Genomic DNA, 12,837 nt, shown 5'->3' on the forward strand with positions numbered 1-12,837 from the left:
TCAAGGGCGACCACATAGGAGACCGCCGATGCGCCGCGTCGTAGTCACTGGGCTGGGCATTGTCTCGTCCATCGGAAACAATGCATCCGAGGTTCTTGCCGCACTCCGGGCCGGGACATCCGGGATCGAGTTCAGCCCGGACATGGCCGAACATGGCTTTCGCAGCCAGATTGCCGGAACGCTGAAGATTGATCCCGCGGAGCATGTCGACAAGCGGACCCTGCGTTTCATGGGGCCGGGTGCCGCCTATGCCCATATCGCGATGAGCGAGGCAATCGCGGATGCCGGTCTGGACGAGGATGATATCGTCAATCCGCGCACCGGTCTTGTCGCCGGCAGCGGCGGACCATCTACCAGCGCCATGCTGACCGCGCATCAGACGGTTCTGAAGAGCGGCGCAACCAAGCGGATCGGCCCCTTTGCCGTGCCCAAGTGCATGTCCTCGACGATTTCGGCCAACCTGGCGACGGCGTTCAAGATCAAGGGCATCAACTATTCCATCACATCGGCCTGCTCGACCTCGCTGCATTGCATAGGCAACGCCGCGGAACAGATCATGCTGGGCAAGCAGGACGTGATGTTCGCCGGTGGCGGCGAGGAGCTGGACTGGACGCTGTCGTGCCTGTTTGACGCAATGGGTGCCATGTCGTCCAAATACAACGATGCGCCGCAGACCGCGTCGCGCGCATTTGATGCCAATCGCGACGGATTTGTGATTTCCGGCGGCGGCGGCATTCTGGTGCTGGAAGAGTTGGAGCACGCCAGGGCACGAGGCGCCAGGATCTATGCAGAGGTCACGGGATACGCCGCGACCAGCGACGGGCATGACATGGTCGCGCCCTCTGGTGAAGGCGGCGAACGGGCCATGCGTCTTGCGCTGTCGACCCTGCCCGAGGGCCGCAATGTTGGCTATATCAACGCCCACGGCACCAGCACCCCGGTCGGCGATGTCGGAGAAGTGGAAGCCGTGCGCCGCGTGTTCGGTCAGGGATCGACCCCGCCGATCAGTTCAACCAAGTCGATGACCGGCCACGCGCAAGGCGCGGCTGGTGCGCTGGAGGCGATCTTCAGCCTGTTGATGCTGGACAATGACTTCATTGCGCGCTCCATCAACGTAGAAACGCTGGATCCGGCTCTGGATGCGTCCGAGATCGCGCTGGAAACCGTTACGGATGCGGGACTGGACAGTGTCATGACCAACAGCTTTGGCTTTGGCGGCACAAACGGTTCGATGATCCTGTCGAAATTCAAAGGGTAAGGACGGATCATGTCAGATGTCTTGCAGGGAAAACGCGGCCTCGTGATGGGGGTTGCCAATGATCGGTCGATCGCATGGGGCATCGCCAGGGCCATGCACGCGGCCGGGGCCGAGCTGGCCTTTACCTATCAGGGCGAGGCGTTTGGCAAACGGCTGGAGCCGTTGGCGGCGACGGTTGGATCCGACTTCATGGTGGATGTCGATGTCACCGACGACGCATCGCTGGACACCGCGTTCGAGAAACTGGCAGCGCGCTGGCCGACAATTGACTTTGTCGTGCACGCGATTGCGTTTTCCGACAAGTCCGAACTGACCGGCAGGTTTCTCAATACCAGCCGCGCCAACTTCAAGAACTCGCTCGACATCAGCGCCTATTCCTTCATCGATATCGCCCGGCGGGCCCATCCGCTGATGGTTGAAAACGGTGGTACGCTGATGACGCTGACCTATCAGGGCAGCAATCGCGTCGTGCCAAACTACAACGTCATGGGAGTGGCCAAGGCCGCGCTGGAATCCGCTACCCGCTATCTGGCAAACGATCTCGGACCCGAAGGCATCCGCGTCAACGCGATTTCACCCGGCCCGATGAAGACACTGGCCGGGGCGGCCATCGGCGGCGCGCGCAAGACCTACAAGCATACCGACCAGAACGCCCCGATGCGCAGCAATGCCACGCTCGAGGCGGTCGGCGGCACGGCGGTCTATCTGGCGTCAGACGCCGGGGCCTGCACCACGGGGGAAATCATCCGCGTCGATGGCGGTTTCCACGTTCTGGGCATGCCGCAACCTGACTTTCTCTGATCCTCAGGTCAAACCCGCGAGAGGGGGCGCGCCGGCAAGAATCGGGCGGCGAATTGCAAGACTGCGGCGGGCTTCATCTGCCAGCCCCAGTTTCAGGAGCACGTTGGCATAGGTCAGTTCGAGCAGATCGCGCTGCGCGCGGCTTCCACCGACACGCTCGGTCGCAGGCATCACGGCGATCAGTTCGTTCAGCGCACCGGCCCAGTTTTCGCGCGCAATTGCGCCCCAGGCCCGCGCCAGCGGTTTCACCAGATCGCCGGCAAACCCGGTCGCCGAGTCCGCAATATGGGCAAGCCGATCCCCCTGCCCGGCCATCGCATGGCTCAGCGCCGCGTGCAAATCGGCAAAACTCTGGCCTGTCTGCGGGAACATCTGCGCCGCATAATCGCTCAGGGTCAGCCAGCGGCCAGGGTCTACTGGCAGCCCGGCCAGTTCCGCCCGGTAAAGGATTGCGGCGGTATCGGTCAGGACGTTGATCGGCAGGCCCTTGGCCCCCCCCGGCGCGATGCCAGTGTCTACCGCCTGCCACATCGCATTCGCGTCACCCTGGTGCAGCGCCCAGAGCGCCACATGCCATTGCAGGTGTCCGTGCAACATGGACCGGTCATCGTAGTCGGCAAGCCACCCGGTCAGATAGGCGCGCCCGGCAATTGTCTCTCCTGCCTCGTACTGGGCATGCGCCTTGAAATGCGCGGCATTTGCGTTGCGTGGATTCAGGGCCAGTGAGTTTTCCATCAGGTCTCTGGAGGCCTCGACCTGCCCTGTCTCGCACAGGGACAGCGCATGCATCGACATCATCCACCAATCTTCGCCATAATGCGGCAGAAGCGACGATGTATAGGCCAGCAATTCTGCCTCGCGCCCGACCTCGCCCGAGAATCCGATCAGGCCGAACACGTTGGCACATAGCTGCGCGGCGAGCGCATCGCGCGGATGGGTTTGAACATGCGCCAGAACCGCCGCGCGGGCGCGTGGCGCCTGCCCCGACAACACCAATCCGATACAGTCGATATGCCGCCGCTCTCGGGTATCCGCATTGCGGACCAGTTCCTGTGCCCGCTGGTTCGCGGATTTGGCCTCGACAATCTGTGCAGACATCATCGCCGCGCGGGCGCAGGCTGCATGGCCAAGCGCAAAGTCCGGATCCGCGTTGACCGCCGCCCGGAAGGCCTCCAACGCGCCGTACTCTCCACCGAGAAACAGCTTCAGCCCGCGATCATAGTGATCCCGAGCTGCTTGCGACGATGTAGAAATCGCGTTCCCGTAGCTGTCTGCCAGCATCGTTGCTGCCTCCCAAATGGCGGGCCGGATGACCGGCAGTTTTCGGAAATCTACCCGAAAACGCCGGTCATCACTTGTCAAGCCGCCCGTTGCACAGTTTCCCGCAAATCAATCGGCGATGCCGACAAGTTCGATATCGAATGTCAGGTCGTGCCCGGCAAGAGGATGGTTGGCGTCCAACGCGACCTCAGTCTCTCCGACCTCGACTACGGTCACCGGCAGAACCTGGCCTTCGGGGGATTGCATCTGTAGTTGCAGGCCGACTTCAAGCGGGATCTCTTCGGGGATGCTCTCGCGTGCAACGGACTGCCTCATGCCGGGCTGGATCGGCCCATATGCGTCGGCACAGGGCACGTTGACGGTTTTCTTCTCGCCGGTCTCCATGCCGGGAATGGCGTCATCCAGCCCGGAAATGATCTGTCCCGATCCGACCTCGAATTCCAAAGGGTCGCGTCCTTCGGAACTGTCGAAGGTGCTGCCGTCAAGCAAGGTTCCGGTGTAGTGAATGCGCACGGTGTCGCCAGTTTTGACCTGAGTCATGGGGCTCCAATCTGTATGGGGGTGAATGTCAAAGGCCGCGTATCTGCACGGGTGCTTACGGCACGGGACCCTACAAGAGAGAGCGACGATGTAAAGCCCGGGGTCGATCTGCGGCACGACACGCCCTGGCCTATCGCCCAGGCGCATTGGTGGGCCACCTGAGAAGCCAGCGCGCCAGCAAGACACCTGCTAGAGGAAAGGCTATCGTGCGGCCGAAATCCAGCAGGCTCGCCCGCCATCGCCAGTAGCCCAGCGTGGCAACATCATCGCGCAGGTCCGCAAGTTCCATCGCCGCACCCAGTGCGATTGCGACGATCAAGGCCAGAACGAGCGGCCGCGTCCTGGGCCGATTGCGCACGTGAACCATCGCAGCAGCAAGCAGTCCAGCCCCGATCAGGTAGTGCAGTGTGTTTCGGTCCAGCGGAATGTACCCGGCCAACCAGAGCTTGAACGCCTGATAAGCGGATGTTTCGGCCTCCACACGCGCCTCTCAGCGTGCGGCCGCTGGAACGATCAAACCCAACAGCGCCCCGACACTGTCATGCACGATGGCGATGCGACCGACGTGGGGCACATCAAACGGGTCGCGTGCAATGCGACCGCCGCCAGTCTCGGTCTGGCGCAGCGCGTTTTCGAGATCATCGACGGCGACATATGTGACCCATTGTGATGAGGTATCGGCATGGCGCGCCATGCCGGACATGTCGAGCATTCCTGCAACTGGCTGCGCCCCAAGGTACGCCACGTGATAGTCGCCGCCATCCGCGGCCGGAGTTGTCTGATAGCGCCAGCCGCAGACCCGGCGATACCAGGCCTGGGCATGATCAATGTCATGCGTCATCAACTCGTTCCACCAGATAGCGCCGCGGAATTCGGACATGGTCAACCCCTTTCACGAAGTGAGATGGCCGCACCATACCTGAATTCCGCGCCAAAATCATCCGTGGCCGCCCTTTCCCCCTGTCACCAACTGTGACACGCTGCGCCAAAACCGGAGCGCGCCATGCCGATCACAACCTGTGTTTTTGATGCCTATGGCACGTTGTTTGACGTGTCGGCCGCCGCGCGGCTGGCCGCACAGGAGGATCGGTTTCCCAAGCTGGCTGACCGCTGGGCCGAGGTTGCCACCCACTGGCGGCTGAAGCAATTGCAATACACCTGGCTGCGTGCCGTGGCGCATGCCCATACCGATTTCTGGGAGGTCACACAGAACGGTCTGGACTGGGCGCTCGAAGCCACCGGGCTGGACGGCGATCCGGCGCTGCGCCAGCGCCTGCTCGATCTCTACTGGGAATTGCAGGCCTATCCAGAGGTGCCCGCAATGCTGGCCGCGCTGAAAGGGGCCGGGTTGCAGACTGCGATCCTGTCCAACGGGTCGCTGTCGATGCTGGATGGCGCGGTGCAGTCGGCGGGAATCGGCGATGTGCTAGATGATGTCCTGTCGGTGCAGACCGTCGGGGTCTTCAAGCCCGCCGCATCGGTTTACAAGTTGGTAGAAGACCGGTTCGCATGCCGCAAGGCGGACGTTCTGTTCGTATCCTCAAATGGTTGGGACGCCGCTTGCGCAACAGGCTACGGGTTTCACACGGTCTGGGTCAACCGGGCAAGCGAACCACTGGATCGGCTGCCCTGGACGCCCGCACATGTGCTGACCGATCTGAAACTCATACCTGACATGGCTCTTGATCAATGACGCATTTTGAAACCCCGGACGGCCTGCGCCTCTATTTCGAAGACACCGGAACCGGGCAGCCGCTCCTGTGTCTGCCGGGCCTGACCCGCAACACGCGAGACTTTGACTTTCTGAAGCCGCACATGACATCTTGTCGGATGATCGCGATGGACTATCGCGGGCGCGGGCAGTCGGAACATGCAAGCGACTTCAACAGCTATTCTGTCCCGCAGGAGGCGCAGGATGTCGTCGCCCTGCTCGACCATCTGGGGCTGGAAAAGGTCACGATACTGGGCACCTCTCGCGGGGGGCTGATCGCGATGGCCCTGGCCGCGATGCATCCGGACAGATTGGCGGGTGTGATCCTAAACGATGTCGGGCCGGTCATCGCGCCGGGCGGCATCGAGCGGATCATGGAATATGTCGGCCGTGTTCCGCCCTATCGCACACTGGATGAAGCCGCAGGGGCGATGGCAGCGGCATTGGGGCCACAGTTTCGAGACCTTACCGCCGAGGTTTGGCACAGGATGGCGGCGGCACAGTACGAAGAGACGGCAACCGGACTGACCTTGCGCTATGACCTGCGTCTGCGTGACGCGCTGCTGGCACAGGCCGAAGCCGGGCCACCCCCGGACCTGTGGCCATTGTTTGACGCCCTTCTGCCGCTGCCGGTCGGAGTTTTGCGCGGGGCAAACTCGGATATTCTATCGGCAGGGACCCTCGCCGACATGCAGGCGCGCCACTCCGGTCTGATCGCGACAACAGTCCCGAACCGGGGTCATGTGCCACTCCTGGACGAGCCTGCAAGCCTGGACCTGATCCATCGCATCCTGAAAGGCACAAAATGAGCAATCTGGAGATGATCGAAGCGGCCGCAGAGCGGCTGCAGGGTCACGCGCGGTGGACGCCGCTGTTGTCTTCGCCGTTTCTGGACGAGATCGCAGGTCGACGGGTTCTGGTGAAAGCGGAATGTCTGCAACATACCGGCAGCTTCAAGTTTCGCGGCGGCTGGTCTGCGGTATCGGCACTCTCCGCTGAGACGCGCGCGCGCGGTGTCATCGCATTTTCCAGCGGCAACCACGCGCAGGGCGTGGCATTGGCCGCCCGGCAACACCACGCACCTGCGGTGATCATCATGCCGTCGGATGCGCCCCGGATGAAGATCGACAACACGCGTGCCCTGGGGGCCGAGGTTGTTCTTTATGATCGGGCGACCGAAGACCGTGATGCCATCGGTGATCGTATCGGCATCGAGCGCGGCCTGACCCTGATCAAACCCTTTGACGAACCGCAGGTGATCGCAGGTCAGGGCACCACCGGACTTGAAATCGCGCGACAGGCGGCTGAGGAGGGCGTGACCCATTCGGACGTCCTCGTCTGTTGTGGTGGCGGTGGGCTGACATCAGGGATCGCGCTGGCGTTGGAAGGCCGGGCGCCAGGGTTGCGCGCGCGCCCTGTCGAGCCGCAAGGATTTGACGATGTCGTACGGTCGCTGGCCAGCGGTGGGATTGAACGCAACAACGGCATGTCGGGCTCTGTCTGTGACGCCATCCTGACACCGGAGCCCGGTCGGATCACCTTTCCGATCCTGAAGCGGCTTTGCGGGCCCGGCCTCGTCGTATCGGATGATGAGGCCGTGCGGGCCGTCGCGCTCGCCTTTGCGCGGCTCAAGATCGTGGTGGAACCCGGCGGTGCAGTCGCCCTGGCCGCAGCCTTGTTTCACGCTGACCAGATCGAGGGCGACGCGGTCATCGTTGTCGTAACAGGCGGCAACGTCGATGCGGGCGTGTTTCGCGATGCCCTGGCGAGATTTGGCGGCTAGCTCAAGTTCATGGATAGTCCTGGGAGTATCAGTTTCATGCAGATTGCCGATCTGGACGATGTTCAGCTTCACTATCGTATCGACGGCGACCCCGATGGGGCACCCGTGGTATTTTCGAATTCTCTGGGCACCGATCTGCGGCTTTGGGACCCGATCCTGCCACTGTTGCCCAAGGGCCTGAAACTCATTCGGTATGACAAACGGGGGCATGGCCTGTCGTCCTGCCCGGATGCGTCCTATTCGATGGGCGCGTTGGTCCGAGATGCCGAACAGCTTCTCGATCTTCTGAAAATACGGGATTGCGCGTTTGTCGGCCTGTCGATCGGCGGCATGATTGCCCAGGGACTGGCGGTAAAGCGTCTTGATCTCGTACGGGCCATGGTGCTGTCCAACACCGCTGCCAAGATCGGCACCGTGGACATGTGGACCGACCGGATCAACGCGGTCAAGGCAGGTGGAATCGAGTCGCTCGCCGATTCGGTCATGGAACGGTGGTTCAGCAAGGCGTTTCGCGCCACACCGGAGCTTGCCCTCTGGCGGAACATGCTGGTCCGCCAGCCTGTCAACGGCTATGCCGGATGTTCGGCGGCCATTGCAGGCACCGATTTCTATACACCGACCAGTGGGTTGCGCCTGCCGACACTCGGGATCGCAGGTGATCAGGATGGTGCGACGCCTCCTGATCTGGTCCGCGAAACAGTCGAATTGATCCCCGGCTCGCAATTCCACCTGATGAGAGGTTCGGGGCATCTGCCCTGTGTCGAAAGCCCGCAAGAATACGCGCGGGTACTGTCGAAGTTTCTTGTCGATACTGGCCATGTCTGAGCACGGGGCCGATTTTCTTCTGGTCCATGGCTCTTGCCATGGTGCGTGGTGCTGGCGCGACCTGATCCCGGAACTGGCAGCACTTGGCCATTCCGCCAAGGCCATCGACCTGCCCGGTCACGGTCAGGACACAACGCCCGCCAAGGGGCAAACGCTCGACGCGTGCCGCGATGCAGTTCTTGCCGCCAGCCAACCGGACACCGTCATTGTCGGACACTCATGGGGCGGCTACCCGATTGCTGCTGCTGCCGAGACTGATGCGGATGCCATGCGCGGTCTGGTCTTTCTCTGCGCCTATGTGCCGGTCTCCGGGCTGTCGATGGTCGATATGCGCAAGCGCGCGCCGCGACAGCCGATCCTGCCCGCAGTCGTGCGGGCACCAGATGGCCTGACGATCACCATTGATCCCGAACAGGCCCCCGCACTGTTCTACAACGATTGCACGCCCGAAACCGTTGCCTTTGCGCTGGAGCATCTCGGTCCGCAGGCGATCGTGCCGCAGGCGACACCACTGACGGTCACCGATCGTTTCGAACGCGTTCCTAAAGCCTATATCCGCTGCACCGACGACCAGACGATCCCGCCGGAATACCAGGCCGAAATGACCCGTGATTGGCCGCGGAACCGCGTGCACGAACTGCCCACGTCGCATTCTCCGTTTTTCTCGGATCCCGCTGCGCTTGCCGCCCTGTTGGGCCGGATTTGCAAAGATTTGTGAATGTCCAGATCGTTGCCTGTCGCCGGTCAGAGCTGATGACCGTTGCGATCACACCTCTGACGCGCGGCATTGATTGCCTTCGCGACGTGACATTTGCCCACGCAGGACTTAGGCCGGTTTGAACCGCTACTCAGGAACCTAGCCGTTGCGCCTGCCCATCTTGTTCATCGTCATTACTGTCATGCTCGATGCCATTGGCATCGGGCTGATCATGCCGGTGATGCCCGCCCTCATTCTTGAGGTGCAGGGCGGCTCACTCGCCTCTGCCGCGCTGTGGGGCGGCGTGCTCTCGACGGTTTTTGCCGTGATGCAGTTCCTGTTCAGCCCGTTATTGGGCAACCTGTCAGATCGCTATGGCCGCAGGCCGGTGCTGCTGTTATCGCTGGTCGTCATGGTGCTCGACTACATCCTGATGGCCGTGGCCAGCACCATGTGGCTGTTGGTTATCGGCCGGATCATCGGGGGCATCACCGCAGCCACCCACGGCACCGCAAGCGCCTATATGGCCGACATTTCCAAACCGGGGGAAAAGGCCGCGAATTTTGGCCTGATCGGGGCCGGGTTCGGGGTCGGCTTTGTCCTTGGCCCGCTTGCCGGTGGCCTGCTTGGCGAATACGGCACCCGCGCGCCCTTCTATGCCGCCGCCGTTCTCGCCGCTCTGAATGCGGTATTTGGCTGGCTGATCCTGCGCGAGAGCCTGGCCGAAGCGAACCGCCGTCCGTTCCGGTGGAGCCGTGCCAACCCGCTTGGCGCCTTTGTCAGCGTTTCGCGCCTTCCCGGCATCGGTCGGTTGCTGGTCGTCTATTTTCTCTATTCGGTGGCCTTTTACGTCTATCCCGCCGTCTGGTCGTTTTTCACACAGGCCCGGTTTGGCTGGACCCCGCAGACAATCGGAATTTCGCTGGCGCTGTTCGGGATCACGATGGCCATCGTCCAGGGCTGGCTGATCCGTCATGTCCTGCGATGGCTCGGAGAATGGCGCACGGTCATCTACGGGCTGGTCTTTGATATGTTTGCCTTCGGCCTGATTGCGGCCGTCACGCACAGCACCTTTGCGCTCATCCTGACCCCGATCGCGGCGCTTGGCGCGGTGATTACCCCCGCGCTTCAGGGTATCATGTCCCAGGCGGTGCCGGATGATGCACAGGGTGAGTTGCAGGGCGTGCTGACCAGCGTTGCGGCACTGTCGATGATCGTATCGCCCCTGATGATGACCTCGGTCTTTGCCGCGTTCACCCGCGAAGGGGCGGCAGTTCACTTTGCCGGGGCACCTTTCCTCGTTTCGCTCGTCCTGATGGTCCTTGCGCTGGTGATCTTTCTGCGCAGCCGGGAGGCCTCGGAGGCGTCGTAAGGGATTCCTGCTTGCGATGCTGATTTGCCCGGTCCACGGTAAATTCAGCAAACGGAGAGACAGTTCATGCAGACAATCAAGGCCGCAGTGTGCCGTGAATTCGGCGCGCCCCTCGTCATCGAAGATATTCGGCTCGCCGATCCGGGTGTTGCAGAGGTCGAGGTCACGCTTGATGCCGTCGCGATCTGCCATTCCGACATATCCTATGCCGAAGGCGCGTGGGGCGGGCATCTGCCTGCGGTCTATGGGCACGAGGCGGCTGGCGTCATCACAGCGCTCGGCGACGACGTGTCAGAGTTCCAGACCGGCGATACCGTGGTTGTCACGCTGATCCGCGCCTGTGGCACCTGTCCGAACTGCGCAGGAGGCCGGCCAACGATCTGCGAGAACCCGACTGATGGGGTGAAAGGGCCGATCAGGACTGCCGATGGCGCACCCTTGTTGCAGGCCATGGCCTGTGGCGCCTTCGCTGAAAAGGTCGTGGTGCACCGCAGCCAGATGGTAAAAATTCCCGCTGACATGTCGCGCGAAGCCGCCTGTCTGCTGTCCTGCGGGGTGATCACCGGCGTGGGCGCCGCAGTCAACGCGGCGAACCTGCGGGCCGGACAGGATGTTGTCGTGATCGGGGCCGGCGGTGTCGGGCTCAACGCGATCCAGGGCGCGCGGATTGCCGGGGCACGACGTATCGTGGCCGTGGACATGACCGAGGAAAAGCTCGAAATCGCCAGGGAATTCGGTGCGACCCATGGCGTACTGGCGAGTGACCCGACACCCTGGCGCAAGGCCCACAAGGCCTTTGGCGGACGCGGTGCGGATGCGGTGATGGTGACGGTCGGTGCTGCGCGCGCCTATGACGACGCTCCGAGATACCTGGGCTGGGGCGGCAAGGCGATCATGATCGGCATGCCCCATGCCGACGCGCAGTCCGGGTACAGCCCGATGGGCATGTCCTATCAGGGGCAGGGTCTGATCGGATCCAAGATGGGGGATACGGTCATTCAGCGCGATATTCCGTGGATGGTGGATCTCTACCAGCAAGGACGCTTGAAGCTGGACGAACTAATCTCGGGCCGTTGGACACTCGATCAGATCAACGAGGCGATTGCCGATACCAAGACCGGCAGCGCCAAGCGCAACGTGATCCTGTTCTGAGCCGGTCTCGCACCTCGCGGAAACGAACGGATGACGCCAAATGTACGGAGCCGCACATGAAACTGCGTGACCTTGATATCATCGTGACCGCGCCGCCCGCGCCGGGCTGGGGCGGGCGGTACTGGATATTGGTGAAGGTGACCACCGACACCGGGATCAGCGGATGGGGCGAATGCTATGCCTCGTCTGTCAGTCCCACCGCGATGCGCGCAGTGATCACTGACGTTTTCGACCGGCACATGCGCGACGAAAATCCCGAGAACATCGAACTGATGTTCCGCCGCGCCTATTCATCCGGCTTTACACAACGACCGGACCTGACGGTGATGGGCGCGTTTTCCGGTCTTGAAATCGCCTGCTGGGACATTCTGGGCAAGGATCGCGATCGTCCGGTTCATGCCCTGATCGGGGGGCGGATGAATGACCGCATCCGCGCCTATACCTATCTCTACCCCCTGCCACAGCATGACCTGAACGACTTCTGGACCTCGCCGGATCAGGCCGCCGAAGCCGCGGCTGCAATGGTGCGGCAGGGATATACTGCGGTCAAATTCGACCCCGCCGGCCCCTATACTCTGCGTGGCGGCCACATGCCCGCGATGAGTGACATTTCCCAATCGGTCGCCTTCTGCCGTGCCATCCGTGAGGCTGTCGGCGACAAGGCCGACCTGCTCTTCGGCACCCATGGGCAGTTCACCACCGCAGGCGCAATCCGGCTGGGACAGGCGCTGGAGCCCTACGCGCCGCTCTGGTTCGAAGAACCGGTTCCGCCTGACAACGTGACGGAAATGGCCCGCGTCGCCGCCGCCGTTCGTATTCCGGTTGCCACTGGTGAACGTCTGACCACCAAGGCAGAGTTCGGTGCCGTGCTGCAATCAGGGGCCGCGTCGATTCTGCAACCGGCTCTTGGGCGTGCGGGCGGAATTTGGGAGATGAAAAAGGTTGCGGCGATGGCAGAATGTTACAATGCCCAGATGGCGCCACACCTCTATGCCGGTCCCATCGAATGGGCCGCGAACATCCAGCTTGCGGCGTCGATCCCGAATCTCCTGATGGCCGAAACCATTGAAACACCGTTTCATACCGCCCTGATCAAAGGGACGATCGCGGTTCAGGATGGCTTTGTCACGCCACCGACGGCACCGGGTCTGGGGATAGATGTCGACGAGGACCTGGCCCGCGCGCATCCCTACACGGGCGACGGCCTGCATCTGCAGATGCAGGAAGACCCCTGTGACTATGTCCATGGCAATGCATTTCAAGGCGGTGCACCGGCGGCAGAAGGATGACTCCGGACCGCAATATGCCGGATGCTGGCGCGGCTGCGCGACGGCAGGACGATCTGTTGTTCGTTGTCGAATGATGACACCAAACAGGTGATCGGCCTGCTCTGTGCCTTGTTTCGCGACGAGGTTTG

At 62.3% G+C, this 12,837-nt stretch carries 14 protein-coding genes; 10 read left to right on the top strand and 4 right to left on the bottom strand.

What is annotated here, in order from left to right:
* Window positions 1-28 precede the first annotated feature (28 nt).
* Both fabB and QO231_RS03535 read left to right on the top strand, forming a co-directional pair.
* Window positions 29-1,258 (top strand): beta-ketoacyl-ACP synthase I, encoded by a 1,230-nt coding sequence (gene fabB / locus QO231_RS03530; protein ID WP_316773406.1) that lies wholly within the window; start codon window positions 29-31, stop codon window positions 1,256-1,258.
* A 9-nt stretch (window positions 1,259-1,267) separates the two neighbouring features.
* Window positions 1,268-2,059, top strand: a complete 792-nt coding sequence (locus tag QO231_RS03535; protein WP_316773408.1) for an enoyl-ACP reductase FabI — start codon at window positions 1,268-1,270, stop codon at window positions 2,057-2,059.
* Between the two features lie 3 nt (window positions 2,060-2,062).
* Here the strand turns inward: QO231_RS03535 and QO231_RS03540 are convergent, their stop codons facing one another.
* The 4 genes from QO231_RS03540 to QO231_RS03555 form a co-directional block, all read right to left on the bottom strand.
* Complete coding sequence (locus tag QO231_RS03540) at window positions 2,063-3,340, bottom strand: tetratricopeptide repeat protein (RefSeq protein WP_316773410.1); 1,278 nt, start codon at window positions 3,338-3,340, stop codon at window positions 2,063-2,065.
* Window positions 3,341-3,448: 108 nt separating this feature from the next.
* Window positions 3,449-3,880, bottom strand: coding sequence for an FKBP-type peptidyl-prolyl cis-trans isomerase (locus tag QO231_RS03545; protein WP_316773412.1), 432 nt, complete (start codon window positions 3,878-3,880; stop codon window positions 3,449-3,451).
* Between the two features lie 130 nt (window positions 3,881-4,010).
* On the bottom strand, window positions 4,011-4,361 hold the full coding sequence (locus QO231_RS03550) for a hypothetical protein (RefSeq protein WP_316773414.1): 351 nt from the start codon (window positions 4,359-4,361) through the stop codon (window positions 4,011-4,013).
* 9 nt (window positions 4,362-4,370) lie between these two features.
* Window positions 4,371-4,760, bottom strand: a complete 390-nt coding sequence (locus tag QO231_RS03555; RefSeq protein WP_316773416.1) for a VOC family protein — start codon at window positions 4,758-4,760, stop codon at window positions 4,371-4,373.
* A 123-nt stretch (window positions 4,761-4,883) separates the two neighbouring features.
* On the opposite strand from QO231_RS03555, the gene QO231_RS03560 reads away from it, so the two are divergent.
* The 8 genes from QO231_RS03560 to QO231_RS03595 all read left to right on the top strand — a co-directional run bounded on the left by QO231_RS03560 (window position 4,884) and on the right by QO231_RS03595 (window position 12,709).
* Window positions 4,884-5,573 (top strand): haloacid dehalogenase type II, encoded by a 690-nt coding sequence (locus QO231_RS03560; protein ID WP_316773418.1) that lies wholly within the window; start codon window positions 4,884-4,886, stop codon window positions 5,571-5,573.
* Window positions 5,570-6,400, top strand: a complete 831-nt coding sequence (locus QO231_RS03565) for an alpha/beta fold hydrolase (protein WP_316773420.1) — start codon at window positions 5,570-5,572, stop codon at window positions 6,398-6,400. The genes QO231_RS03560 and QO231_RS03565 overlap by 4 nt, the downstream gene beginning before the upstream one ends.
* Window positions 6,397-7,374, top strand: coding sequence for a threonine ammonia-lyase (locus QO231_RS03570; protein WP_316773422.1), 978 nt, complete (start codon window positions 6,397-6,399; stop codon window positions 7,372-7,374). Before QO231_RS03565 ends, QO231_RS03570 begins: the two co-directional genes overlap by 4 nt.
* A 36-nt stretch (window positions 7,375-7,410) precedes the next feature.
* Window positions 7,411-8,199: a 3-oxoadipate enol-lactonase gene (pcaD, locus tag QO231_RS03575; protein WP_316773423.1), complete on the top strand. Its 789-nt coding sequence runs from the start codon at window positions 7,411-7,413 to the stop codon at window positions 8,197-8,199.
* A complete protein-coding gene (locus QO231_RS03580) occupies window positions 8,192-8,917 on the top strand; it encodes an alpha/beta fold hydrolase (protein ID WP_316773424.1) in 726 nt (241 codons plus the stop codon). The genes pcaD and QO231_RS03580 overlap by 8 nt, the downstream gene beginning before the upstream one ends.
* A 145-nt stretch (window positions 8,918-9,062) precedes the next feature.
* Complete coding sequence (locus QO231_RS03585; protein WP_316773426.1) at window positions 9,063-10,268, top strand: TCR/Tet family MFS transporter; 1,206 nt, start codon at window positions 9,063-9,065, stop codon at window positions 10,266-10,268.
* Window positions 10,269-10,334: 66 nt separating this feature from the next.
* The gene (locus tag QO231_RS03590) at window positions 10,335-11,420 is read left to right on the top strand and encodes a Zn-dependent alcohol dehydrogenase (protein WP_316773428.1); all 1,086 of its coding nucleotides are present in this window, start codon (window positions 10,335-10,337) and stop codon (window positions 11,418-11,420) included.
* A 56-nt stretch (window positions 11,421-11,476) separates the two neighbouring features.
* Complete coding sequence (locus QO231_RS03595; protein ID WP_316773430.1) at window positions 11,477-12,709, top strand: mandelate racemase/muconate lactonizing enzyme family protein; 1,233 nt, start codon at window positions 11,477-11,479, stop codon at window positions 12,707-12,709.
* The last annotated feature ends 128 nt before the right edge of the window (window positions 12,710-12,837 follow it).

Source organism: Sedimentitalea todarodis (assembly GCF_032595355.1).
In the GTDB taxonomy this organism is placed as follows: Bacteria; Pseudomonadota; Alphaproteobacteria; order Rhodobacterales; family Rhodobacteraceae; genus Sedimentitalea; species Sedimentitalea todarodis.

Bases quoted from the DNA above. Each gene is read 5' to 3' on its own strand.
- fabB (WP_316773406.1), top strand. From the start codon at position 29: ATGCGCCGCGTCGTAGTCACTGGGCTGGGCATTGTCTCGTCCATCGGA.
- QO231_RS03535 (WP_316773408.1), top strand. From the start codon at position 1,268: ATGTCAGATGTCTTGCAGGGAAAACGCGGCCTCGTGATGGGGGTTGCC.
- QO231_RS03540 (WP_316773410.1), bottom strand. From the start codon at position 3,340: ATGCTGGCAGACAGCTACGGGAACGCGATTTCTACATCGTCGCAAGCA.
- QO231_RS03545 (WP_316773412.1), bottom strand. From the start codon at position 3,880: ATGACTCAGGTCAAAACTGGCGACACCGTGCGCATTCACTACACCGGA.
- QO231_RS03555 (WP_316773416.1), bottom strand. From the start codon at position 4,760: ATGTCCGAATTCCGCGGCGCTATCTGGTGGAACGAGTTGATGACGCAT.
- QO231_RS03560 (WP_316773418.1), top strand. From the start codon at position 4,884: ATGCCGATCACAACCTGTGTTTTTGATGCCTATGGCACGTTGTTTGAC.
- QO231_RS03565 (WP_316773420.1), top strand. From the start codon at position 5,570: ATGACGCATTTTGAAACCCCGGACGGCCTGCGCCTCTATTTCGAAGAC.
- QO231_RS03570 (WP_316773422.1), top strand. From the start codon at position 6,397: ATGAGCAATCTGGAGATGATCGAAGCGGCCGCAGAGCGGCTGCAGGGT.
- pcaD (WP_316773423.1), top strand. From the start codon at position 7,411: ATGCAGATTGCCGATCTGGACGATGTTCAGCTTCACTATCGTATCGAC.
- QO231_RS03580 (WP_316773424.1), top strand. From the start codon at position 8,192: ATGTCTGAGCACGGGGCCGATTTTCTTCTGGTCCATGGCTCTTGCCAT.
- QO231_RS03590 (WP_316773428.1), top strand. From the start codon at position 10,335: ATGCAGACAATCAAGGCCGCAGTGTGCCGTGAATTCGGCGCGCCCCTC.
- QO231_RS03595 (WP_316773430.1), top strand. From the start codon at position 11,477: ATGAAACTGCGTGACCTTGATATCATCGTGACCGCGCCGCCCGCGCCG.